General features: G+C 70.4%; 22 protein-coding genes. 9 read left to right on the top strand and 13 right to left on the bottom strand.

The window, feature by feature from the left end:
- Positions 1–48: 48 nt before the first annotated feature.
- A complete protein-coding gene (locus AB0M01_RS04235; RefSeq protein ID WP_363665416.1) occupies positions 49–498 on the top strand; it encodes a GNAT family N-acetyltransferase in 450 nt (149 codons plus the stop codon).
- 12 nt (positions 499–510) lie between these two features.
- Here the strand turns inward: AB0M01_RS04235 and AB0M01_RS04230 are convergent, their stop codons facing one another.
- The 3 genes from AB0M01_RS04230 to AB0M01_RS04220 form a co-directional block, all read right to left on the bottom strand.
- Positions 511–912 (bottom strand): VOC family protein, encoded by a 402-nt coding sequence (locus AB0M01_RS04230; RefSeq protein WP_363665415.1) that lies wholly within the window; start codon positions 910–912, stop codon positions 511–513.
- Positions 913–987: 75 nt separating this feature from the next.
- Positions 988–1,410, bottom strand: a complete 423-nt coding sequence (locus AB0M01_RS04225; protein ID WP_363665414.1) for a hypothetical protein — start codon at positions 1,408–1,410, stop codon at positions 988–990.
- A 148-nt stretch (positions 1,411–1,558) separates the two neighbouring features.
- Entirely contained in the window at positions 1,559–2,053 is a 495-nt protein-coding gene (locus AB0M01_RS04220) for a DinB family protein (protein ID WP_363665413.1), read from the bottom strand.
- A gap of 134 nt (positions 2,054–2,187) precedes the next feature.
- Here AB0M01_RS04220 and AB0M01_RS04215 point away from each other — a divergent pair, with 134 nt between their 5' ends.
- Entirely contained in the window at positions 2,188–2,544 is a 357-nt protein-coding gene (locus AB0M01_RS04215; RefSeq protein WP_363665412.1) for a hypothetical protein, read from the top strand.
- Positions 2,545–2,579: 35 nt separating this feature from the next.
- On the opposite strand, the gene AB0M01_RS04210 is transcribed toward AB0M01_RS04215, so the two are convergent.
- The gene (locus AB0M01_RS04210) at positions 2,580–2,885 is read right to left on the bottom strand and encodes a nucleoside triphosphate pyrophosphohydrolase (protein WP_363665411.1); all 306 of its coding nucleotides are present in this window, start codon (positions 2,883–2,885) and stop codon (positions 2,580–2,582) included.
- Positions 2,886–2,957: 72 nt separating this feature from the next.
- Positions 2,958–3,542 carry a hypothetical protein gene (locus tag AB0M01_RS04205; protein ID WP_363665410.1) on the bottom strand — a complete coding sequence of 195 codons (585 nt, stop codon included), beginning with the start codon at positions 3,540–3,542 and terminating at the stop codon, positions 2,958–2,960.
- A gap of 74 nt (positions 3,543–3,616) precedes the next feature.
- On the opposite strand from AB0M01_RS04205, the gene AB0M01_RS04200 reads away from it, so the two are divergent.
- Entirely contained in the window at positions 3,617–4,144 is a 528-nt protein-coding gene (locus tag AB0M01_RS04200) for a DinB family protein (protein ID WP_363665409.1), read from the top strand.
- Positions 4,145–4,200: 56 nt separating this feature from the next.
- Here AB0M01_RS04200 and AB0M01_RS04195 read toward each other — a convergent pair whose 3' ends face one another.
- Positions 4,201–5,031, bottom strand: coding sequence for a DUF427 domain-containing protein (locus AB0M01_RS04195; protein ID WP_363665408.1), 831 nt, complete (start codon positions 5,029–5,031; stop codon positions 4,201–4,203).
- Between the two features lie 43 nt (positions 5,032–5,074).
- A complete protein-coding gene (locus tag AB0M01_RS04190) occupies positions 5,075–5,443 on the bottom strand; it encodes a YciI family protein (RefSeq protein ID WP_363665407.1) in 369 nt (122 codons plus the stop codon).
- A 189-nt stretch (positions 5,444–5,632) separates the two neighbouring features.
- Between AB0M01_RS04190 and AB0M01_RS04185 the strand changes: the two genes are divergently transcribed.
- Positions 5,633–6,364: a hypothetical protein gene (locus tag AB0M01_RS04185; RefSeq protein WP_363665406.1), complete on the top strand. Its 732-nt coding sequence runs from the start codon at positions 5,633–5,635 to the stop codon at positions 6,362–6,364.
- 49 nt (positions 6,365–6,413) lie between these two features.
- Here the strand turns inward: AB0M01_RS04185 and msrA are convergent, their stop codons facing one another.
- Both msrA and AB0M01_RS04175 read right to left on the bottom strand, forming a co-directional pair.
- Complete coding sequence (gene msrA / locus AB0M01_RS04180) at positions 6,414–7,052, bottom strand: peptide-methionine (S)-S-oxide reductase MsrA (RefSeq protein ID WP_363665405.1); 639 nt, start codon at positions 7,050–7,052, stop codon at positions 6,414–6,416.
- 87 nt (positions 7,053–7,139) lie between these two features.
- Positions 7,140–8,585 carry a PLP-dependent aminotransferase family protein gene (locus AB0M01_RS04175; RefSeq protein WP_363665404.1) on the bottom strand — a complete coding sequence of 482 codons (1,446 nt, stop codon included), beginning with the start codon at positions 8,583–8,585 and terminating at the stop codon, positions 7,140–7,142.
- A gap of 62 nt (positions 8,586–8,647) precedes the next feature.
- Between AB0M01_RS04175 and AB0M01_RS04170 the strand changes: the two genes are divergently transcribed.
- Entirely contained in the window at positions 8,648–9,325 is a 678-nt protein-coding gene (locus AB0M01_RS04170; RefSeq protein ID WP_363665403.1) for a hypothetical protein, read from the top strand.
- 4 nt (positions 9,326–9,329) lie between these two features.
- Here the strand turns inward: AB0M01_RS04170 and AB0M01_RS04165 are convergent, their stop codons facing one another.
- A complete protein-coding gene (locus tag AB0M01_RS04165) occupies positions 9,330–10,355 on the bottom strand; it encodes an FAD-binding oxidoreductase (RefSeq protein WP_363665402.1) in 1,026 nt (341 codons plus the stop codon).
- 120 nt (positions 10,356–10,475) lie between these two features.
- Complete coding sequence (locus AB0M01_RS04160; protein ID WP_363665401.1) at positions 10,476–12,635, bottom strand: MMPL family transporter; 2,160 nt, start codon at positions 12,633–12,635, stop codon at positions 10,476–10,478.
- A 103-nt stretch (positions 12,636–12,738) separates the two neighbouring features.
- Between AB0M01_RS04160 and AB0M01_RS04155 the strand changes: the two genes are divergently transcribed.
- A complete protein-coding gene (locus AB0M01_RS04155; RefSeq protein ID WP_363665400.1) occupies positions 12,739–13,320 on the top strand; it encodes a helix-turn-helix domain-containing protein in 582 nt (193 codons plus the stop codon).
- Positions 13,321–13,368: 48 nt separating this feature from the next.
- Here AB0M01_RS04155 and AB0M01_RS04150 read toward each other — a convergent pair whose 3' ends face one another.
- On the bottom strand, positions 13,369–14,457 hold the full coding sequence (locus AB0M01_RS04150) for a hypothetical protein (RefSeq protein ID WP_363665399.1): 1,089 nt from the start codon (positions 14,455–14,457) through the stop codon (positions 13,369–13,371).
- Between the two features lie 8 nt (positions 14,458–14,465).
- Positions 14,466–15,047 (bottom strand): hypothetical protein, encoded by a 582-nt coding sequence (locus AB0M01_RS04145; protein WP_363665398.1) that lies wholly within the window; start codon positions 15,045–15,047, stop codon positions 14,466–14,468.
- Between the two features lie 166 nt (positions 15,048–15,213).
- On the opposite strand from AB0M01_RS04145, the gene AB0M01_RS04140 reads away from it, so the two are divergent.
- The 3 genes from AB0M01_RS04140 (at position 15,214) to AB0M01_RS04130 (ending at position 19,383) form a co-directional block, all read left to right on the top strand.
- Entirely contained in the window at positions 15,214–16,362 is a 1,149-nt protein-coding gene (locus AB0M01_RS04140) for a cystathionine gamma-synthase (RefSeq protein ID WP_363666196.1), read from the top strand.
- A gap of 290 nt (positions 16,363–16,652) precedes the next feature.
- Entirely contained in the window at positions 16,653–18,074 is a 1,422-nt protein-coding gene (locus tag AB0M01_RS04135; RefSeq protein ID WP_363665397.1) for a glutamate mutase L, read from the top strand.
- A 28-nt stretch (positions 18,075–18,102) separates the two neighbouring features.
- Complete coding sequence (locus AB0M01_RS04130) at positions 18,103–19,383, top strand: AI-2E family transporter (RefSeq protein ID WP_363665396.1); 1,281 nt, start codon at positions 18,103–18,105, stop codon at positions 19,381–19,383.
- The last annotated feature ends 43 nt before the right edge of the window (positions 19,384–19,426 follow it).

The raw sequence follows: 19,426 nt of genomic DNA, 5'->3' as shown, positions 1-19,426 counted from the left end.
CTCCGAAGTCGGTTGACCTGGTTGGTCTTCGGCGGGTTGGGTGGGCGGATGAGCGAGCTGCGGGTGGTGGTGGTCGAGGCGGGCGACGAGCGCGCGGTCGAGGACTGGCGGGAGGTCCACAACGCGATCATCCCGACGGCAGCGCTGTCCAGCGCGGAGGTGCGGGAGCGGGCGGGGCGGAATCATCTGGAGGTGCTGTACGCGGGGGAGGTGCTGGTGGGGTGCTCGACTGTGCGGCCGCCTGAGAATGGGGCTGTCACGGTGATCGCGCGGGTGCTTCCGGCGTACCGGCGTCGCGGGTACGGCGAGGTGTTGTATCGACGTGGACTGACAAAGGCCAAGGAACTCGGCGCCTCCGAGATCGAGACGATAGTTCTCGCCAGTAACTCCGAAGGCCTCCGCTTCGCCGAGCGGCATGGCTTCGTCGAGACCGACCGGTACGTCCTCCCCGGCGACACCATCGCGTTCGTCGACCTACGGCTGACCTCGGGCGACTGACCGCCCGCGCGGTCAGCTGTCCCGCGAGCTCAGCACGCAGAACTCGTTGCCCTCCGGATCAGCCAGCACCGTCCAGCTCGGCCCCTCCGGCTGCCCGACGTCAACGCGACTCGCGCCCAGCGCGATCAACCGCGCGATCTCGGCCTCGCGGTGCTGGCTCGTGTGCGGCGCGAAGTCGAGGTGCAGCCGGTTCTTCACCGCCTTGCCCTCGGGCACCGGCACGAACACGATCCCCGGCCCGACCCGTTCCCACGGCGTCTCCCGCATCGCCGCCTCGTCGACCCACGACGGGATGATCACGCACTCGTCGTCGCTGGCGTGGATCACCCGCCAGTCCAGCGCCTCGGCCCACCAGGCCGCCTGCGCCCGCACGTCGGCGCAGTCCACCACCACGGAGTACCACCGCAACGCCATCCAGGCCTCCTCGATCCGGTGCCGAGGATCCTGCCAGGCGCCACCCCCAGAATCGGGCACAGCCGGCCGGCCGCGTCAGACCAGGTCGAGCAGCTTCCGCGTCGGTCGGGCCGTGATCCGCCAGTCGCCGTACAACCCCAGTACGTCGTCCGTCGTGCACCGCAGCCCGAGGTAGACCCACCCGAGCTCCCCGTCGAGCCGCTCGGTGAACCCGGCCGCGATCTCGAACAGCTCGCCGCCGCACGGGCAGACCGCGCGCTGGACCTCCGACCAGTCGGTCCCGCCGAGCATCACCCACGGGCGGTCGCACCCGGCGCACCGGCGTACGGCGTACCCGTGCTGCTCGTCGATGCCGACCACGAACACCGAGTCGCCGCACCCGTCGCAGCGCGCCGCGACGATCTCGCTCACCTGCCCGTGCGAGAACACCACCAGGAACTCCGCGAGATCAGTACTCACCGACCCCCGCCACCACGGACTGCGCCGCTCGATCACCATCCGCAGAGAATGCCAGCCACCTTCTCCCGTTCCTCCGCGACGGGCCGTAGCGTCGCCGTTGCAGTCCGTACAAGATTCAATTGGCTCTCTGTGCTCCGTACGACGCTGCTGTGGACGCCCCTCTCGACCTGCTCGGCCTCGCCCTCCGTCACCACTGATCCCGCCCCAGCTCGACCGCCCCGTCGATCAACTCCCGGGCCGCATCCAGATGCCCCAGGTGCCGCGCCGTCTCCTCGATCATGTGCAGCACGATCACCCGCAACTCCACCGGCTCCGGCCCGAACCCGTGCTTGCCGACCGGCGCGGCGTCGAACGACGTCGACACCAGCACCTCGTTCGCGACCGCGATCTGCCGCCGGTAGAACCCGAACACCGCCTCCGTACTCCGCGAGGTCGTGAACGGCCCGTCCGCGTCGTCCTCCGGCAACCGCTCCCAAGGCAACGCCTCCGCCGCCCCCAACGTCACCTGCTGAAACCAGTGCCGCTCGGCATGCCCCAGATGCTCCACCAACCCCAACGGAGCCCACCCCGACGGCAACACAGCCCGCCGCAACTCCTCGTCACCCAACCCGTCCAGCACCTCGAACACCCGCCCCCGCTGAGCATCGAGAAACTCCACCAACAACCCGTCCGCCGCATCCATGCACAGACTTTCCCACCAGCCACCGACAAAACCGGTCCGCCGTACGGTGAACCACCATGCTGAAACGTGAAAGCGTTTTGAAGGCGCTCCCCGGTTGACTCCCCGGCGAACCCACTCGACCGGACGGAGACACCGTGCACCTCACCCAAGTACGACGTACGGCAGCAATCGGCGTACTGGCCGCGCTCACCCTGACCGGTACGGCGGTCACCGCGCGGGCCGCCGTGCCGGACGGCATCACGCTCGTCGGCAAGGCCGGCGCGCTCTGCCGCTACCAGGTGAACCACCCCGGCGGCATCTACATCTACGAGCAGAACACCGTCGGCCGCACCCTCGGCAGCCTCGCGAACGGCATCCTCTTCGACGCGAACTGCACCAACGGCACCGGCGAGGGCTACGTCGACTGCGGCAGCAACAACCTCTGGAAGGCCGTCACCGTCGCCGGCGGACGCACCGGCTACGTGAAAACCAAGTGCCTCATCCGCCGCTGACCGCATGAGGTGTGCGCTCAACGGGGGCGCACACCTCACCCGGTCCACACCACCCGCTCCGCGAACCCACCCCGCTCCGCCGCCTTCGCCACCCGGATCCGCTCGACGTCCTCGGCGCTCGCCCCCAGATCGACAGCCAGCGCCCGCACCACTTCCATCACATCCGCAAGCTCCTCCAGCGCGGCCTCCCGCTCGCCCTCGCCCAGAAACTCGTCGACCTCCTCCACCAACTTCTCCCGCAGCCGCCGCCGGTACTCCGCAGCGCCAGCCCGGTAGACCACCGCCTCCTCACCCTTCGCCCGAATGATCTCCGGCATCCGATCCCGCACCAGTTTCCGCACCGGCCCATTCCAGCAGCCGGGTTGGACACTCCGCGCCGACGCGAGGACGTACGGCGACCGCGCGGCCTGAGCTCACGCCTCGTACGGCGTCCAGACGATCTCGGCGGCGTACCGCGCGTGCAGTTCCTCGAGGCGCGACCTCACGTCGCGCCAAGGCGTGAGGCCGAACTCCGAGCGCAGCGCGTCGAGCAGGAACGCCAGCTCGGGCTCGAGCGGGTGCTCGAGATCACCGATGGGCACCGTGCGATCCGTGTACGCGATGTCATCGAGGTGGTATCCGACCATGCAGCCCAGCGCGAGGAACTCCGGCAGGCTGGTGCCGACGACCTGGTTGGGCTCGTCGGCCAGCGGCACGCAGAGCACGATCGTCGTGGTCGACGCGTCCGCGGCACCGAACAGGGCGCAGAAGTGCACGCCGTCGACGTGTGTCGACGCGAACGTGATCGCGTTCCGCGGGCTGGTGACGTACTCACTCCAGCCGCTCGGCGCGCTCGAGGTGTCCGGCGGCTCCAGGAACAACCCGGCGAAGCCGAGCACTGTCGACGGGTGCTCCGGCTCCTTGAACACCCGGGACCGCGGGTGCGACGCGCTCAGGCGTTCAGCGAGATTCCACAGGCGGAGCCAGTCCTGGCGGAAGCTTTCGGGCACGTCCGGCATCCCGTGATGATCTCAGCCGAAGCGGTTCGAGAAGAGGACACAACCTGGCCGCTACTCCTCCTAGAGTCATTCCCATGACGACAAACGAGCAGACCTTGACCGGTGAGCGGGTCGACATCCTCGAGTTTCTCGGGAAGCACCGGTACTTCCTGCGGCACACCGCGCAGGGGCTGACCGACGAGCAGGCGAACACGCGGAGCACCGTCAGTGCGCTGACTGTCGGCGGGCTGATCAAGCACGTGACGTCGGTCGAGCAGCACTGGGCCGAGTTCGCGGTGAACGGGGGCGGCGCGGAGGTGCCGAAGGTGGAGTTCACGCCGGAGGTGATCGCGGCGTGGGAGGACAAGTTCCGGCTCACCGAGGGGGAGACCCTGGCCGGCGCGCTCGCGGAGTACGAGAAGGTCGCGGCCGCGACCGACGAGCTGGTGAAGACGCTGGATCTCGACGTCACCTACGAGCTGCCGGCCGCGCCGTGGCAGCCGCCGGGCGTGTTCTGGTCGGTCCGCCGGGTCTTCCTGCACATCACGGCCGAGACCGCGCAGCACGCCGGGCACGCCGACATCATCCGGGAGACGATCGACGGTCAGAAGTCGATGGGCTGAGCCGTACGACGCCTGGCCGCGCCGAGAGCCGGCCAGGCGTCGTGCTTCAGCCCGACTCAGGCGTCGTGCTTCAGCCCGAAGCGGTCGTTGAACAGCCCGGCGGCCGGCGCCGACAACGCCCGCCGCGGCTCCCCGTCGATGAACACGTCGAGCTTGTCGTCGAGGAACGCGACCAGCCCGGCCAGCGGCGTCGCCCCGTCGAGCGGCGCCGGGTACGTCCACGCGAGATCCCGGTAGCCGGCCGTCGAGAAGTACGACGCCCGCCCCTTGTACGCGCACTCGCTGGTCCGCTCGCTCGGCGTCAGCTCCGCGACCACGTCGTCCAGCGGCACGTAGTACCGCGTCGGCAGACTCGTCTCGAAGACCAGCACCGGATGGTTGCTCTCAGCAAGCAGTACGCCGTCCGCCTCGATCCGCACCGTCCGCGAGCTCGGCCGCACATCGACGCGGTGGTAGGGATCGCGCGGGTGCGCGAACAGCCGGTCGTCCTCGCCGTACCACTCCTCGAACGCCCGGAAGTCGAGCACCAGGTACGACGCCAGCTCCGTGTCCTCGGGCCGGAACCCGGCCCCGGCGAACCGCGTCCGGCCGACCACGAGATCGACCGCCTCGCCCGGGCACGAGTGCGCGGCGAACGGCGTCCCCGGGTCGAGGATCCGATCCGGCGCCGGGATCGACGGCAGCGACGACGCCGTCAGCCCGGCGCGCAGATCAGCGACCGGTACGGCGTACGACGGCACGATCCGGCGCGGCTCCCAGACCAGCATGGCTCGCACCGTGTCCGCGACCAGCAACTCCCCGTCGCGGACCCGGACCCGCATCTCGGTCGGCTCGTACCGCAGCAGCGGAAAGCCCCCGAAGATCAGGTCCTGCACCTTCGTGCTCACCCTGCCAGCGTAGGTTCGCCGATCGATCGGCGACAGCCCTGCGTCAGACCTCGTCCGGGTCGTACATGAACTTCCGCACGTCCTGCGCACACCGGCACGCGGCCGCGACCTTCGCCGCCCACTCCAGCGCCTCCTCACGGGTCGGCACCTCGACGATGAACACCCCGCCGATCAACTCCTTGCTCTCCGGGTACGGCCCGTCGGTGACCACCCCGTCCACCCCCACCACCGCGGGCTCAACGGCGTACTTCGGGTCCTCGGCGTCGTAGTCCAGCCCACCGGAGTACACGAACACCCCGGCCTCCTTCGCCTCCCGACACACCGCGTGCCCCGCGCGCCCCACCTCCGGAAAGTCCTCCTCCGGGATGTGATCCATCGCGCCCTTGTCGAACGAGATCAGGTACTTCGCCATCTCAACACTCCTTGTCCAGGTGACCCGTCACCCGTACTACGAACGGCGCACCCCGAATCCGACACGCTACCGACGACCTGGACTGAAAGGCATCATCTGACCCGTGCACACCTACGACCCGTCGCCGAGCAGCCTCCAACCCCTGTTCGACACGTTCTGGTCCTCGGCGGGCTGGCGCCGGCCGGGTCAATGGCCCACCGCCGATGCGCTCAGCGCCGCAGTCGACCGAGGAGTCATGTTCGCGGAACCGGCCGTCCTCGGCCACGACGCCTGGGTCGCAGCAGCACGAGCGGCGGCGGGGGAGACGACCCTCCCGGCCGTCGAAGCCGCCTTCGTGCCAGCCTGACCAGCCGCCGCCTTGACCTCCGCTCGGCGCTGGCGTCGTACCTGGTCGCGCGCGACCTGCCCGCCCACAGCTTCACACCAGGCGCGGAAGGCCACTGCGCGATCTGCGGCCTGTACGACGACGCGCTCGCCCAGGACCTCAACGTCCTCAACTTCGAGCGCTTCAAGTGGGGTGGCACGCGCCACGACAGCATCATCTACGCCGCCTTCGACCTGCAGCAGTTCCACCGAGCCCCACGCCTCGAGCCCACCGCCGCCGACCGCGAGCTCGGCCGAACGATCCTCACCACACTCCGCGAACTCCCGCCTGGTGTCACAGCAGCCCAAGCAGTCACCCATCTGCGCCCGCTGAAAGGGAACAAGTCCGAGCGCCAGGTCCTCCTCGACATCCTCGGCATCTGCGGCGTCCTCGACACCACCGACCACCACGGCTACTCCGACGGCTTCGTCCCGTGGAGCCGAAGGACCCTGCCCTCGCGCCGGTTCATCGACCAGGCCTATCCGGCGTGCTGGTGGACGAGCGCCGCAGGCATCAGCACAAAGGCCGTCGAGAGCGTTCTGCCGATCCTGGCCTGAAACGCGGCGAGGGCCCCACCGCAACGCGGTGAGGCCCTCGGTCAGGCTCTTAAGCGGGGAACGGAACCCCGGTGTTGCTGTGGCACCGGTAGCCGTTCGGGTTCTTCGCCAGGTACTGCTGGTGGTACCCCTCGGCATAGTAGAACGCACCCAGCGGCGCGATCTCCGTGGTGATGTCGCCGTAGCCTCGGGGCTTGATGACCGGGGCGTACAGGTCGCGGGTGCGCTCGGCTTCCGCGCGCTGGGCCTCGGTCGTGTAGTAGATGGCGGAGCGGTACTGGGAGCCCAGGTCGTTGCCCTGGCGCATGCCCTGGGTCGGGTCGTGGGTTTCCCAGAAGACCTTCAGGAGGTCGGTGAAGGTGGTCTTGGTGGGGTCGTAGACGACGCGGACGGCCTCGGTGTGGCCGGTTCCGCCGGTGCAGACCTCCTCGTACGTCGGGTTGGGGCTGTACCCGCCCGCGTAGCCGACCGCCGTGGTGTACACGCCGGGCTGCTGCCAGAAGATCTCCTCGGTGCCCCAGAAGCACCCGGTGCCGAACCAGACCTCCTCGAGGCCCTCGGGCACCGGCGCCGTCTGCGGCGTACCGAGCACGATGTTGTCCGCCGGGACGGCGTAGCCGGGCTCCGGGCGGCCGGGCAGGGCGGCCGACTCCTCGACCAGGGCGGTGTTGCGCTTGAAGAACGACATCTCACGCCTCTCGCAGAATGACTTTCATAGTGTCTCAACACGACCCCAGGAGCGAACCTTCCCGCCCGGGATTACGCCACGATGACGTCAGGCGATCAAAGCCGACGCCGTACGACGCGCAGCCGGCCCCCGCTCGGTCAGCTGCCCGTACGACGCCGCCAGCAGCTCCACCGAGTGACGCAGCGTGTCCGGGTCCTGCGTGTACGGCAACCGCATGAACGTCTCCAGCCCGCCCTCCGGCGAGAACCGCGACCCAGCGACCAGCAGCACCCCGTTCCGCTGAGCCACTCCCACCAGCGACGACCCGACAGCGGCCGGCAGCTCGCACCACAGCGACAGCCCGCCGCCGGGCAGCGTGAAGCGCCAGTCCGGCAGCACCGACCGCACCGCGGCCGCCAGCGCGTCCCGCCGCTCCCGCAGCCCGGCCCGGCGCTCCGGCAAGATCGCAGCGCGCTCCCGCAGCAGCCGTACGACGACCAGCTGCTCCAGCACCGGCGCTCCCAGGTCCATCGACGCCCGCGCGTCCAGGATCCGCGCGACCAGCGACTCCGGCGCCCGCAGCCAGCCGATCCGCAGCCCGCCCCAGAACGACTTGCTCACCGATCCGACCGTGATCACCCCGGAGGGGTCGAAGGACGCGAACGGCGGCGGCATCTCCTGCCCGTCCAGCGGCAGCTCGTACAGGGTCTCGTCGATGATCGCGGTGGTCCGGCTGCGCGCGAACGCGATCGCCAGCCGCTGCCGGTCGGCGGCCGGCATCAGCTCACCGGTCGGGTTCTGGAAGTCGACCACCATCCAGGCCGCCCGCGGCGCGGTCTGCCTGATCGTTGCCTCCAGCAACGGGAGGTCCCAGCCGCCGGGGCTCATCGGTGCGGCGACGACGCGGGCGCCGCTGCGCCGGATCGAGTCGACCGAGTTCGGGTGGGTCGGGCTCTCGGTCAGCACCCGGTCGCCGATCTGCGTCATCGCGCGGACCGCGATCGACGTCGCGGCCAGCGCCCCCGCGGTGACGATGATCTGGTCGGGCGACGTCGGCAGCCCCCGCGCTTCGTACGACGCCGCGATCTCGGCGCGCAGCTCAGGCAGCCCCTGCGGATGGTAGCCGGGCGTCGCGAGGTGGTGCGGCAGGTCCTCCATCGCCGCCGCGACCGCCGTACTGATCCCCGGTACGGCGGGCGACGCCGCGCAGGTGAAGTCGTACAGCCCGTCCGTGTCGATCCCCGGCGCGTGATGCCTCCCGAGCTCGGGCTCGATCCGCGACGGCAGTGCGGTCACGCTGCCCGACCCGCGCCGGCTGGTCAGGTACCCGCGGTCGCGCAGTTCCCGGTACGCCGACGCGACGGTCGTCCGGCTGACCCCGAGCGCGTCGGTCAGTTCCCGCTCGCTCGGCAGCCGCGCGCCGGGCATGATCCGCCCGTCCGCGATCAGCAGCCGAAGCCGCTCGGCCAGCGCCCGGTACGCCGGCCCGCCGTCGTCGGACCAGCCGCCGAGCAGGCCGGTCAGGGTGCTCGCGGGCAGTTGTTGGCCACTCATGCAGTCCACTATTGCGCAATTGGCTATCGATCACCAGGCCACTGATGCGCAAACTGGAGCGTGTGACCGCCACCGCAGAACCCACCGCACCCCCTCGGACCCTCGCCGCGCTGAACCCGATCGAGCAGCTGAAAGCCGGCCGCCTCCCGCGCCGCCTGGTCCAGCTCTACGTCGGCCTGGTCCTGTACGGCGCCTCGATGGGCTTGATGATCGAGAGCCACCTCGGCCTGGACCCGTGGGACGTGCTGCACTCGGGCATCACCGAGCACCTGCCGCTGACCTTCGGCACGGTGGTGATCGCGATGAGCTTCGTGGTGCTGCTGCTCTGGATCCCGCTCCGGCAGTGGCCCGGGCTCGGGACGATCAGCAACGCGATCGTGATCGGTCTGGTCACCGACCTGACGCTGTCGCTGCTCCCGACGCCGGACGCGCTCTGGGTGCGGATCCTGTTCCTGACCGTCGGCGGCATCGTGCTGAACGCGCTGGCCGGCGCGCTCTACATCGGCGCCCAGTTCGGCCCGGGCCCGCGCGACGGCATGATGACCGGCCTGGTCCGCCGTACCGGCCTCAGCGTGCGGCTGGTCCGGACCAGCATCGAGGTGACGGTGCTCGCGATCGGCTGGCTGCTCGGGGGCGCGGTCGGCCTCGGGACCGTCGCCTACGCGCTGGCGATCGGACCGCTCGTCCACGTCCTGCTGCCGCTCTTCACCGTCCAGCTCCCTGAGCGCGCGAAGGTGTAGAGACTCAGTGGAAGCGGGTGGGTCGGCAACCTTCGAGCTCGGGGGCCGGCCGTCCGCTGAGGATCTCCGCGGCGGCGAGCCGGCCGGCTGCGGCGGCCAGGGTGATCCCCGAGTGCATCACGGCGACGTACAGGCCTTCGGTGCCGGCCGGTGCACCGATGATCGGCTCGTCGTCCACGGGCATCGGGCGCCAGCCGACCTCGACGGAGATCACCTCAGCGTCGCCGGCGCCGGTGAAGAACGCGGCGAAGCGATCCCGTACGCGCTGCGCGGTCGCGTGCAGCGCGGCCTGATCGGCCTCACCTGAGTAGACCGTGGGGGCGAGGACGGTCCCGTCGTCCAGCTGCCTGGCCTCCAGCGCCGGCGTCGCCACGATCGCCCGGACCACGCCGGGCTTCGCGCGCAACCGCACGAGGACGGCGGGCGAAGGCTCGACCGGCAGCTCGACGCCGACCCCCGCGCACAGTGCGACACTGTCGGTGCCGGCCGCCAGTACGACGGTGTCGGCGGGGATCGTCGCGGCGGTGGTCCGTACGCCGGTCACCCTTCCCGCGTGCTGTTCGAGCGCGGTCACCGTCGTACCGACCAGCACCTTCGCGCCTCGCTCACGCGCGGCGGCGACCATCACCTCGGCCGCCGCGACCGGATCGAGCGCCGCGTCGTCGGGATGGTGAGCCGCTTCGGCCGGCGGATCGATCAGGTTCGGCTCCAGCGCCCGCGCGTCGCCCGTGAGCGGCCCGGGGGAGTCGTCGAAGCCGTCCCAGACCAGCGATCCGGTCCAGCGGATCGCCAGGGCGGGCAGCTCCGCCTCCAGCCGCCGGTACTCGTCGACCGCGAGGTACCGCAGTGGCGCCGAGGGCCGATCGCTGGTCGCCGGCCGCCCGATCCACGCGAACGACGCGCGGGTAACGCCTGATCCAGGTAGACCCGAGTCGATCAGCGTGACCGGCCGACCCTGTCCGCTCAGGTGATAAGCGAGCGAGGCCCCGACGATCCCGGCACCGACCACGACAATGCTGCGCTCCGCCATACCGGTGTTCTAGCAGCCGACCGCCGCGCGCCGACACCGAATAAGCGCAGCGAGGCCCGGACCGCGAACGGTCCGGGCCGCACTGTGCAGGACCCCTCAGCCTGCAGCTCTCTCTCCAACTCACCCGACCGGTTCGAGCTCCCGGTCCTCGGTCACCGGCTCGCGCTTCGTCAGCTTCCGCGGCCACCAGGCCTTCGGGCCGAGCAGCGCGGTGACGCTCGGGACCAGGAAGATCGACATCACGAACGCCGAGATCGCGATCCCGACGGCGACCGAGAAGCCCATCTCGGTGAGCAGCGCCATCCCGGCCAGCATCAGCGAGGAGAAGGTGCCGGCCAGGATCAGCCCGGCCGCGGCGACCGACGGGCCGCCGTGCTCGATCGCGAGGTCGGCCGCGGTCCGTGGATCGGTGCCCTGCTCGGCCTCCTCGCGCAGCCGGGCGATCATCAGGATGTTGTAGTCGGTGCCGATGGCAACGACGAACAGGTAGAGCATGATCGGCAGCGAGAACGAGACGCCCGCGTGTCCGGCGGCGCCCTGAAAGACCAGGACCGTGGCGCCGGTCGTGCTGAAGAAGCTCAGCACCACCGCGATCATCAGCACCAGCGGCGCCAGCAGGCTGCGAAGCAGCAGCGCCAGGATGACCGCGATCAGACCGCCGGCGACCGGGAAGATCACCGAGAGGTCGCGGCTGTTGGCGTCCCGGATGTCCGTGTACGACGACGAAACGCCGCCGAGCAGCGTCGTCGTACCGGCCGGAGCCTCGGCGTGCGCCGCGTCCTTCAGGGCGCCGTCGACCAGATCGAGCGACTCCGCGGCGTACGGTGCGCCGTCGAGCACGACGTTGATCTGGGCAACGGTCTTGTCCTTGCTGAGCAGCGCCGGCGAACCGTCGGCCGCGGCGGGCAGGACGGCGCCGACCCCGTCGACCTGTGCGAGCTTGCCGGCGTACGCCGTGAGCTCGGCCGGGTCGAGCGGGCTGCCGTCGGTGCTCTTCACGTACACGGTCGTCGGGTTCAGCGCGCCCGCCGGGAAGCCGGTCTGCAGGTCCTTGATCGCCCGCGCCGACTCGGTGTCGGCCGGGAGCTGCGCGAACGCGTCGTAGTCGATCTTCATCCCCAGCGTGCCGAGGGCGAGCGCGACCATGATGCCGCCGGAGATCGTCGCGACCAGGGCCGGACGCTTCGCGGTGAACCGGCCGAGCCGCTTGAAGGTCGCGCCCTTCGGCGTGTGCTGCCACGACTTCGACGGCCAGAACACCTTCGGGCCGAGCAGCGAGACGACCGCCGGGATCAGCGTGATCGCGGCGAAGGCCATCACCACGACCGCGATCGCGAGGCCCGGGCCGAGGCTCTTGAACCCGCCGAACACGGCCAGCAGCAGCGCGCTGAACGAGACCACGATCGCGCCGGCCGCGGAGACGATCACCTCGGCGACCCGGCCGGCAGCGGTGATCAGCGCCTGCTTCGGCTCTTCGCCGGCGCGCAGGCGCTCGCGGTACCGGAAGAGCAGGAACAGGATGTAGTCGGTGCCGACGCCGTACAGGACGACGGTCAGGATGGTCTGCAGGTCCTGGGTGACCTGCAGGTCGAACGCCTTCGCGGCGAGCGCGATCAGACCGGGCGCGATCGCGCTGACCAGGCCGACGGTCAGGATCGGCAGCAGCGCCGCGACCGGACTGCGGTAGATGAACAGCAGCAGGCCGACGATCAGCACCAGCGTCGCGATGCCGACCACGACGAACGCGTTCTCGAAGGCGTCCTGGTTGTCCAGGAACAGCGCTGCGTCGCCGGTCACGCCGTACGCCAGGCCGCTGTCGGCGAGCGCCGGGCCGGCGACATCGCGAACCTTCTGGACGGCGTCGAGCACGGCCTGGTCGTCGGCGAGGCCCTTCAGGCCGACGCTGACGAGCTGGACCTGCTTGTTCGGCGAGAGCGCCTGCGGACCGGTGACCGCGGCCGTGACGCGCTCGATCTTCGCGTCGGTGATCGCCTTCGCGAGACCGGTCACCTCGGCCTGGTCGGCCGCAGACAGCTCGCCGCCGCCGCTGCGCTTGACCACGATGCTCGCGGTCGCGTCGTTGGTCTGGCCGAACGCGTCGGCGGCCAGCTTCTGCGCCTGGACCGACTCGTAGGAGTCGGGCAGGAAGCTGGCCTGGTCCTTGCTGGTGACGTCGGCGAGTGTCGGCGCGAAGGCGAGCACGGCGACCGCCGCGATCACCCAGGCGGCGATCACCTTCCACGGGTTGCGGACGACGAACCGCCCGAGTCGGTTGAACACGACGACCCCCTTCTGCCGTACGCCGTCGTACGGGCTCTACCTGCCGGTCGGTTGGTAGACTACCTGCCGCACGGTAGGTAGGTAAAATGAGAAAGTAGGTGACATGCAGCACGAGACGAGAGCCCGCGACACCAAGGGCGAGATCCACCGGGCGGCGCTCGAGCTGTTCAGCGGGCAGGGGTACGAGAAGACCAGCCTGCGCGAGATCGCCGAGCAGGTGGGGATCACCAAGGCGTCGCTGTACTACCACTACTCGTCGAAGCAGGACCTGCTGAAGGCGATCATCGGGACGTTCTTCGACGACATGAACGCGGTGTTCCTGCGGGTCGAGGCGACCCCGTGGTCGCTGGCCGCCGAGCAGGAGCTGCTGACGACGTACCTGGAAGTGGTGATCAAGCACCGGGGGACCGGCCCGACGGTGCTGCGCGACATCGCGGCGGTGCTGGCGGCGTTCGGCGACGACCTGGACGTGCTGATCGCGCGCAGCCGGAACTTCCAGCTGTGGCTGGCGGGTCCGGAGCCGCAGCCGAAGGACCGGGTGCTGGCTGCGGCCGCGGTGGAGGTGGTGGGCGCGGTGCTGTCATCCGGGCTGGAGCCGGCGCAGCTGAGCGACACGGAGATCCGCGAGACGCTGCTGGAGGCGGCGACCGCAGTGCTCTCGGGAAGAGGCAATATCCCTTCCTGAGCCCATGAAAAAGCACCGCCGAGTCTCCTCGGCGGTGCTTTCACAGGATCAGACTTCCTTGCCCGGATCCTTCGCGGCCTGGCCGGGCTGGGCGCGGTGGCGGCCGGTGCCTGGTTGGTCGGGGGACTGGTTGCCCTGTTCGGCGCCCTCGGCGCGGTTGCCGGGTGGGGCGATCCCGGTGAGGGCCGCGGACATCGCCTGGGAGGCTTCCACGTCGCGGTTGGCCGGCGCGCCCTGCTGCGGGCCGCTCTGCTGGTTGGCGTACGCTGCCTGGACGAACGCCGCGAGCTCGGCGGCCTTGGCGGGCTGCTGGCTCTCGGGGGCGGTGAAGTACTCGGCGGCCTTCTGCGCGAGCAGCGTCTCGCGCTTCTGCAGCTTCTGGTCCGGCGAGGTGAGCTGGCCGCGGGCGGTCGGGTCCATCCGGTTCGCGGCGAGACCGGCCAGTACGGCGCTCGCCCGGGCGGCGCCCTTGCTGATCTGGTGGTTCACCGCGGTCGACACCTTGTTGTAGTTCTCCGAGGCCCAGGCCGCGCCCGCCTCGTAGGTCTTGTCCGCCCAGGCGTCGATCGGCGCGAGCTTCTCGTCGATCTTGTCGGCGATCGGCTGCAGCTTCTGGTCGAGCCACTGGTCGGCCCGGTTCGCCTGAACCTCGGCGTACTGGCCGGCGGCGCTCAGGCCCTCGCGGCCCTTCGACCAGGCCCAGCGGCCGGTCGCCGCGAGCCCACGGCCCGCGGCGGCGAGCCCGCGGCCGGTGGCCCGTACGGTCGCCATGGTGGCGTCACGCGCCAGCCCGAGCGCGGTGTCGCGGGCCTGGGTGACGGCCTCACGCGTCGGCAGGCTCAGCCCGGAGGACTCGGCGCGGTGCCGGCCGCCCTGCGACTGGGTCTGCTCCGGCGGAGTGAGCGCGCGGTCGGTGCGGGTGAGCCGCTGCGCGAGCTGGCTGAGCCGGGTCATCGTGTTCCGGACGACGCGGATCGCGCGTCCCACGTTGTTGATGATCGGTCCGATGGCCTCCGCGGCCTGGATCACGCGCCCCAGCGCCTGCTGCTGGGTGGGGTTCAGCGCCGACAACTTGCGGGCGGCGTCCGCCGCGTCCCCGGGAGTCCAGGGCTGCAGTCCCTCGTTCGGTGTGCTCATCGGATCTCCTAGTCGATGTAGACCGCGTAGTTGACGCCCACCGCCGGAGTCAGCGGGTCTTTGGTCGGCTTGTTGCTGAACAGGTGCAGCTGCGCGCCCGGCCGGGCCCAGACGGCCAGGTGCCGCCGGTCCGCGCCCGCGCCCGGTCCCCACGCGTCCAGGAAGTCGGGGCTGGACTCGTCACCGACGTAGTCCGGCTCACCCCAATGCTTGCGGGCCAGCGCGAGATGGTCCGGCCAGTGCGCGTCGAGGCCGTCCTCGGCGTCGGCGATGTCGTCCGGCCCGATCTGGTACGCCGACCAGCCCGAGTTGCGGCAGTCGGCGAAGACCAGGCCGTCGAACACGATCATCGTCGTACCGCGCCGGGTGGTGAACCCCCAGGACGCCGCCGAGTCGTCGATCGTCTCGCCCGGCTCCAGGTCCCACGGCACCCAGCCGGTGGCCGCCATCACCCGGTTGACCAGCGCGGTCACCACGGCCGGCCCGGTGTCGTCGCTGTCCGGCCCGGCGACGGCGGTCCAGTCCCGCACCTCGGCGAGGTCGGCCATCGCCAGGTCGTCCTCGTCCAGCGGCCTGTCCTGCGTGTTCATCCCGGATCCCTTTCGCTCAGCCTGAGCAAATTTAGGTGCATTTCGGGGTCAACGCACGGCGTTGTCCACAGGCAGGCCGAGGTGCATCTGACGGCAAAGTTGTCCACAGCACCGATGGCACGATTCGGGAACGGATAGAACCACGCCGTACATTGGTTCGGTGGACATGAACCAGCCCTACGGCTTCGAGACGCTTGCCATTCACGCGGGGAACGAGCCCGACCCGACGACCGGTGCCGTCGTACCGCCGATCTACGCGACCAGCACCTACAAGCAGGACGGTGTCGGCGGGCTGCGGAACGGCTACGAGTACTCCCGGTCGGCGAACCCGACCCGGAGCGCGCTGGAGGAGTGTCTGGCCGCGATCGAGGGTGGGAAGCGCGGGTTCGCGTTCGCCAGCGGGCTGGCCGCCGAGGACACGCTGATCCGGTCGCTGTGCGTGCCCGGTGACCACGTGGTCTTCCCCGACGACGCGTACGGCGGCACCTTCCGGCTGTTCTCCAAGGTGCTTGGGAACTGGGGCGTCGAGATGACCCCGGCCGCGGTCACCCACCCGGAGGCGATCCGGGCCGCGATCCGCCCCGGCAAGACCAAGGTGGTCTGGCTGGAGACCCCGACCAACCCGCTGCTGAACGTCGCCGACATCGCGATCGTCGCGCAGATCGCCCACGACGCCGGCGCGCTGCTGGTCGTCGACAACACCTTCGCCTCGCCGTACCTGCAGCAGCCGCTGGAGCTCGGCGCCGACGTGGTCGTGCACTCGACCACGAAGTACATGGGCGGTCACTCCGACGTCGTCGGCGGCGCGCTGATCGTGCGCGACGCGGAGCTGGCGGACAAGATCGCCTTCCACCAGAACGCGATCGGCGCTGTCGCGGGGCCGTTCGACGCGTGGCTGGTGCTGCGCGGGATCAAGACGCTCGGTGTGCGGATGGACCGGCACAGCGACAACGCCGAGAAGGTCGTGGAGTTCCTGCAGCGGCACTCGGCGGTGACGTCGGTGCTGTACCCGGGCGTCGAGGGTCACCCGGGCCACGACACCGCGGCGAAGCAGATGAAGCGGTACGGCGGGATCGTGTCGTTCCGGGTCACCGGCGGCGAACAGCACGCGCTGGACATCTGCAACAAGGCGGAGGTCTTCACGCTCGGTGAGTCGCTGGGTGGTGTCGAGTCGCTGATCGAGCACCCGGGGAAGATGACGCATGCTTCGGTCGCCGGTACGCCGCTGGAGGTGCCGGCGGATCTGATCCGGCTGAGCGTGGGGATCGAGACTGTCGACGATCTGCTGCAGGATCTTGACCGCGCCATGGGGTGATTGCTTTGAGTGCCGCGCGACCCGTTGCCTTGCTGGTGGCGGGTCGCGTTGGTGTTTCTGCGGTGGGTTAAGGCCGGCGGGGATGCGGCCGGGGAGGTCGTGGGGGCTGAGGCCGCTGCGGCCGGAGAAAAGCGGAAGGCGGTAGGGGCCGTGGGGTTGTTGGTGGCGGGATGCGCTGTGGTGGAGCGCGGTAGCCGGTGTGGGGCTGCTGGTGATGGGACGCGCTCTGCGGTAGCTGACGTGCGGTTGTTGGTGGCGTGGCGCGTTGTCGGTGAGGGGCGGTAGTCGGCGTGGGTTTGCTGTTGGCGGTGGACTTCGGGTCGACGTTTACCAAGGCGATTGCTGTGGACGCGGGGTCTGGAGAGCTGGTTGGGCGGGCTGAGTATCGGACGACTGTTGAGACTGATGTGCTCGATGGGTGGATGGCTTGTCGGGAGCAGCTGCTGGCGGTTGATCGGGGCGTCGAGCGGGCTGAGGTGTTGGCTTGCTCGTCGGCTGGGGGTGGGCTGCGGATTGCTGTGGTGGGGAACGAGGAGTTGGTGACTGCTGAGGCTGGGCGGCGGGTTGCGTTGTCCAGTGGGGGGCGGGTGGTGGCGGTTGTCAGTGGGGGGCTGACTGCCTCGTCGGTGAAGGCGCTCAGGGGTGAGAAGCCTGATGTGGTGTTGTTGCTGGGTGGGACCGACGGGGGAAACTCGGCGGTGCTGACCGGTGCGGCGGGGGTGCTGGCGAAGTACAAGTGGCGCAAGCCGGTGGTTGCTGCGGGCAACGTTGAGGCGCGGGACGAGGTGGCCGGGCTGCTGGCTGACGGTGGGGTGCCGGCGGTGCTGGCGGACAACGTGGTGCCGGAGATCGGGGTGTTCGCGCCGGACTCGGCGCGGGCGGCGATCCGGGAGATGTTCCTGGCGCACGTGATCGGCGGGAAGAACCTGTCGAAGGATCCGGCGTTCGCGCGGATGGTGCGGGCGGCGACGCCTGACGTCGTACTGCGGGGTGTCGAGGTGCTGGCGGGGTTGCACGGGGATGTCGCGGTGGTGGACATCGGCGGGGCGACCACGGACGTGCACTCGGTGATCGAGCTCGACCCGGAGGACGCGAACCTGGGGCGTGAGGTGGTCGCGACGCATCCGGTGACGCGCACGGTCGAGGGGGATCTGGGGATGCGGTGGAGTGCGGTTCCGGTGGTGGAAGCCGGTGTGGCGGCCGGGCTGGTGGAAGCAGCAGCGAGCGCCAAGCCCGCGGCGGCTGCCGAGGCGGCGGATGCGGGGCTGGCCGAGGCGGCGGAGCGGCGACGGGCGAACCCGGCGTACCTACCCGACACCGCGCAGGAGGCGGCGTACGACGAGCAGCTGGCGACCATCGCGGCGACGGTCGCGCTCCGGCGGCACGCGGGGCGGCAGCGCGTCGTGTTCAGCTCGGGAGGGCGGGTGATCGAGCGCTCGGGGAAGGACTTGCGGGAGGTCGATCTGCTGGTCGGGTCCGGGGGAGTGCTGCGGCACAACCGGCCCGAGGTGGCCGAGCGGATCCTCGGAGCCGTCGGGCGGAACGCGCAGGAGGAGGGCTGGCTGGTCCCGACGACCGCCAAGGTCTGTGTCGACAAGGACTACGTACTCGCGGGCGTCGGGCTGCTCGCCGAGGTGGATCCGGTGGCTGCCGAGGGACTGGCGCGCGGGATCGGCGCCGACCTACATGGATCGGTCGCCACCGGGCACTAGGGTCAGGGACGAGCCCTGGGGAGGTGCCATGAGCGAACCGGACAAGCCGGAGCAGGAGCGGTCCGACGTACCGGAGGTGGGTCGGGACGAGCCGAGTCCGGTCGCCGACAACGACGTCGCCGAGGGGGTCAGCGACACCGTCGTACCGGCTGCCGCGGAGGATCACCTGACGGTCTCGTCGAGCCGTGGCCGCGTCGACACCGGGGTGACGCCGGGGATGCAGATCGCCAGCGCCTGGGCGTGGCGGTTCCTGGTCGTGGTCGCGGCGGTCCTGGTGATCGCGTACGCGATGCGCTACCTGTCCGAGGTCGTCGTCCCGGTGACCGTCGGGATCCTGCTCACCGCGCTGCTGATCCCGATCACCAACGCGCTGCAGAAGGCGAAGCTCGCCCGCGGGCCCGCGGCCGGGATCACGGTGGTCTTCACGATCGTGCTCGTGGCCGGCCTGCTGACGCTGGTCGGGGCGCAGATCGCGACCCAGTTCGAGAACCTGTCGACCCAGGTCGGCGAGGGTGTGCAGAAGCTGCGCGACCTGGCCCGGATCAACCTCAACGTCACCGACGCCGACATCACCGACGCGCTCAACCGGCTCCGCGACACCGTGATGTCCGGCGGCGCGATCGGCCAGCGCGCCGCCGAGGTCGGTACGACGGCCACGCACGTCGTCGCGGGCCTGTTCATCGCGCTGTTCTCGCTGTTCTTCTTCCTGTACCAGGGCGAGCAGATCTGGGCCTGGCTGGTCCGGCTGTTCCCGCGCCAGGCCCGCGAGAAGGCGGACTCGTCCGGCCGGAAGGCGTGGGTCTCGCTGACCGCGTTCGTGCGGGCGACGATCATCGTGGCCGCGGTGGACGCGATCGGTATCGCGCTCGGGGCCGCGATCCTCGGGCTGCCGCTGGTGAGCGCGATCGGAATCCTGGTCTTCGTCGGCGCCTTCGTCCCGGTCGTGGGCGCGCTGGTCAGCGGCATCGTCGCCGTCCTGGTCGCGCTCGTTGCCAAGGGCCCGCTGGTCGCGATCATCATGCTCGCGGTGGTGATCGGCGTGCAGCAGCTGGAGGCGCACGTCCTGCAGCCGTTCCTGCTCGGCCGGGCGGTGAGCGTGCACCCGCTCGCGGTCATCCTGGCGATCGCCACCGGGGTGGTCGTGGCAGGGATCGTCGGTGCGCTGATCGCGGTGCCGACGGCGGCGGTGCTGAACACGATCGTCAACCATCTCGCGGGCAACGATGTCGATCCGGAGCCGCCACGGCCGATTCCGCGCAGACCGGTACGGCGGCGGCCGGTGGCCGACGGTCCAGTCGCCGATGACTGACTACTTGCGCGGGGGCCAGCAGCCGCGCTGACTTGAACGAACG

Source organism: Kribbella sp. NPDC051770 (assembly GCF_040681455.1).
GTDB lineage: Bacteria > Actinomycetota > Actinomycetes > Propionibacteriales > Kribbellaceae > Kribbella.
Note: the sequence above shows the minus strand (reverse complement) of the source record. Positions and strands in the feature narration are given on the sequence as shown.

What these genes read in the sequence shown, in the direction of transcription:
- AB0M01_RS04235 (WP_363665416.1), top strand. Translation starts at nt 49, where the DNA reads ATGAGCGAGCTGCGGGTGGTGGTGGTCGAGGCGGGCGACGAGCGCGCG.
- AB0M01_RS04230 (WP_363665415.1), bottom strand. Translation starts at nt 912, where the DNA reads ATGGCGTTGCGGTGGTACTCCGTGGTGGTGGACTGCGCCGACGTGCGG.
- AB0M01_RS04225 (WP_363665414.1), bottom strand. Translation starts at nt 1,410, where the DNA reads ATGGTGATCGAGCGGCGCAGTCCGTGGTGGCGGGGGTCGGTGAGTACT.
- AB0M01_RS04220 (WP_363665413.1), bottom strand. Translation starts at nt 2,053, where the DNA reads ATGGATGCGGCGGACGGGTTGTTGGTGGAGTTTCTCGATGCTCAGCGG.
- AB0M01_RS04205 (WP_363665410.1), bottom strand. Translation starts at nt 3,542, where the DNA reads ATGCCGGACGTGCCCGAAAGCTTCCGCCAGGACTGGCTCCGCCTGTGG.
- AB0M01_RS04200 (WP_363665409.1), top strand. Translation starts at nt 3,617, where the DNA reads ATGACGACAAACGAGCAGACCTTGACCGGTGAGCGGGTCGACATCCTC.
- AB0M01_RS04190 (WP_363665407.1), bottom strand. Translation starts at nt 5,443, where the DNA reads ATGGCGAAGTACCTGATCTCGTTCGACAAGGGCGCGATGGATCACATC.
- AB0M01_RS04185 (WP_363665406.1), top strand. Translation starts at nt 5,633, where the DNA reads ATGGCCCACCGCCGATGCGCTCAGCGCCGCAGTCGACCGAGGAGTCAT.
- msrA (WP_363665405.1), bottom strand. Translation starts at nt 7,052, where the DNA reads ATGTCGTTCTTCAAGCGCAACACCGCCCTGGTCGAGGAGTCGGCCGCC.
- AB0M01_RS04175 (WP_363665404.1), bottom strand. Translation starts at nt 8,585, where the DNA reads ATGAGTGGCCAACAACTGCCCGCGAGCACCCTGACCGGCCTGCTCGGC.
- AB0M01_RS04165 (WP_363665402.1), bottom strand. Translation starts at nt 10,355, where the DNA reads ATGGCGGAGCGCAGCATTGTCGTGGTCGGTGCCGGGATCGTCGGGGCC.
- AB0M01_RS04155 (WP_363665400.1), top strand. Translation starts at nt 12,739, where the DNA reads ATGCAGCACGAGACGAGAGCCCGCGACACCAAGGGCGAGATCCACCGG.
- AB0M01_RS04150 (WP_363665399.1), bottom strand. Translation starts at nt 14,457, where the DNA reads ATGAGCACACCGAACGAGGGACTGCAGCCCTGGACTCCCGGGGACGCG.
- AB0M01_RS04145 (WP_363665398.1), bottom strand. Translation starts at nt 15,047, where the DNA reads ATGAACACGCAGGACAGGCCGCTGGACGAGGACGACCTGGCGATGGCC.
- AB0M01_RS04140 (WP_363666196.1), top strand. Translation starts at nt 15,214, where the DNA reads ATGAACCAGCCCTACGGCTTCGAGACGCTTGCCATTCACGCGGGGAAC.
- AB0M01_RS04130 (WP_363665396.1), top strand. Translation starts at nt 18,103, where the DNA reads ATGAGCGAACCGGACAAGCCGGAGCAGGAGCGGTCCGACGTACCGGAG.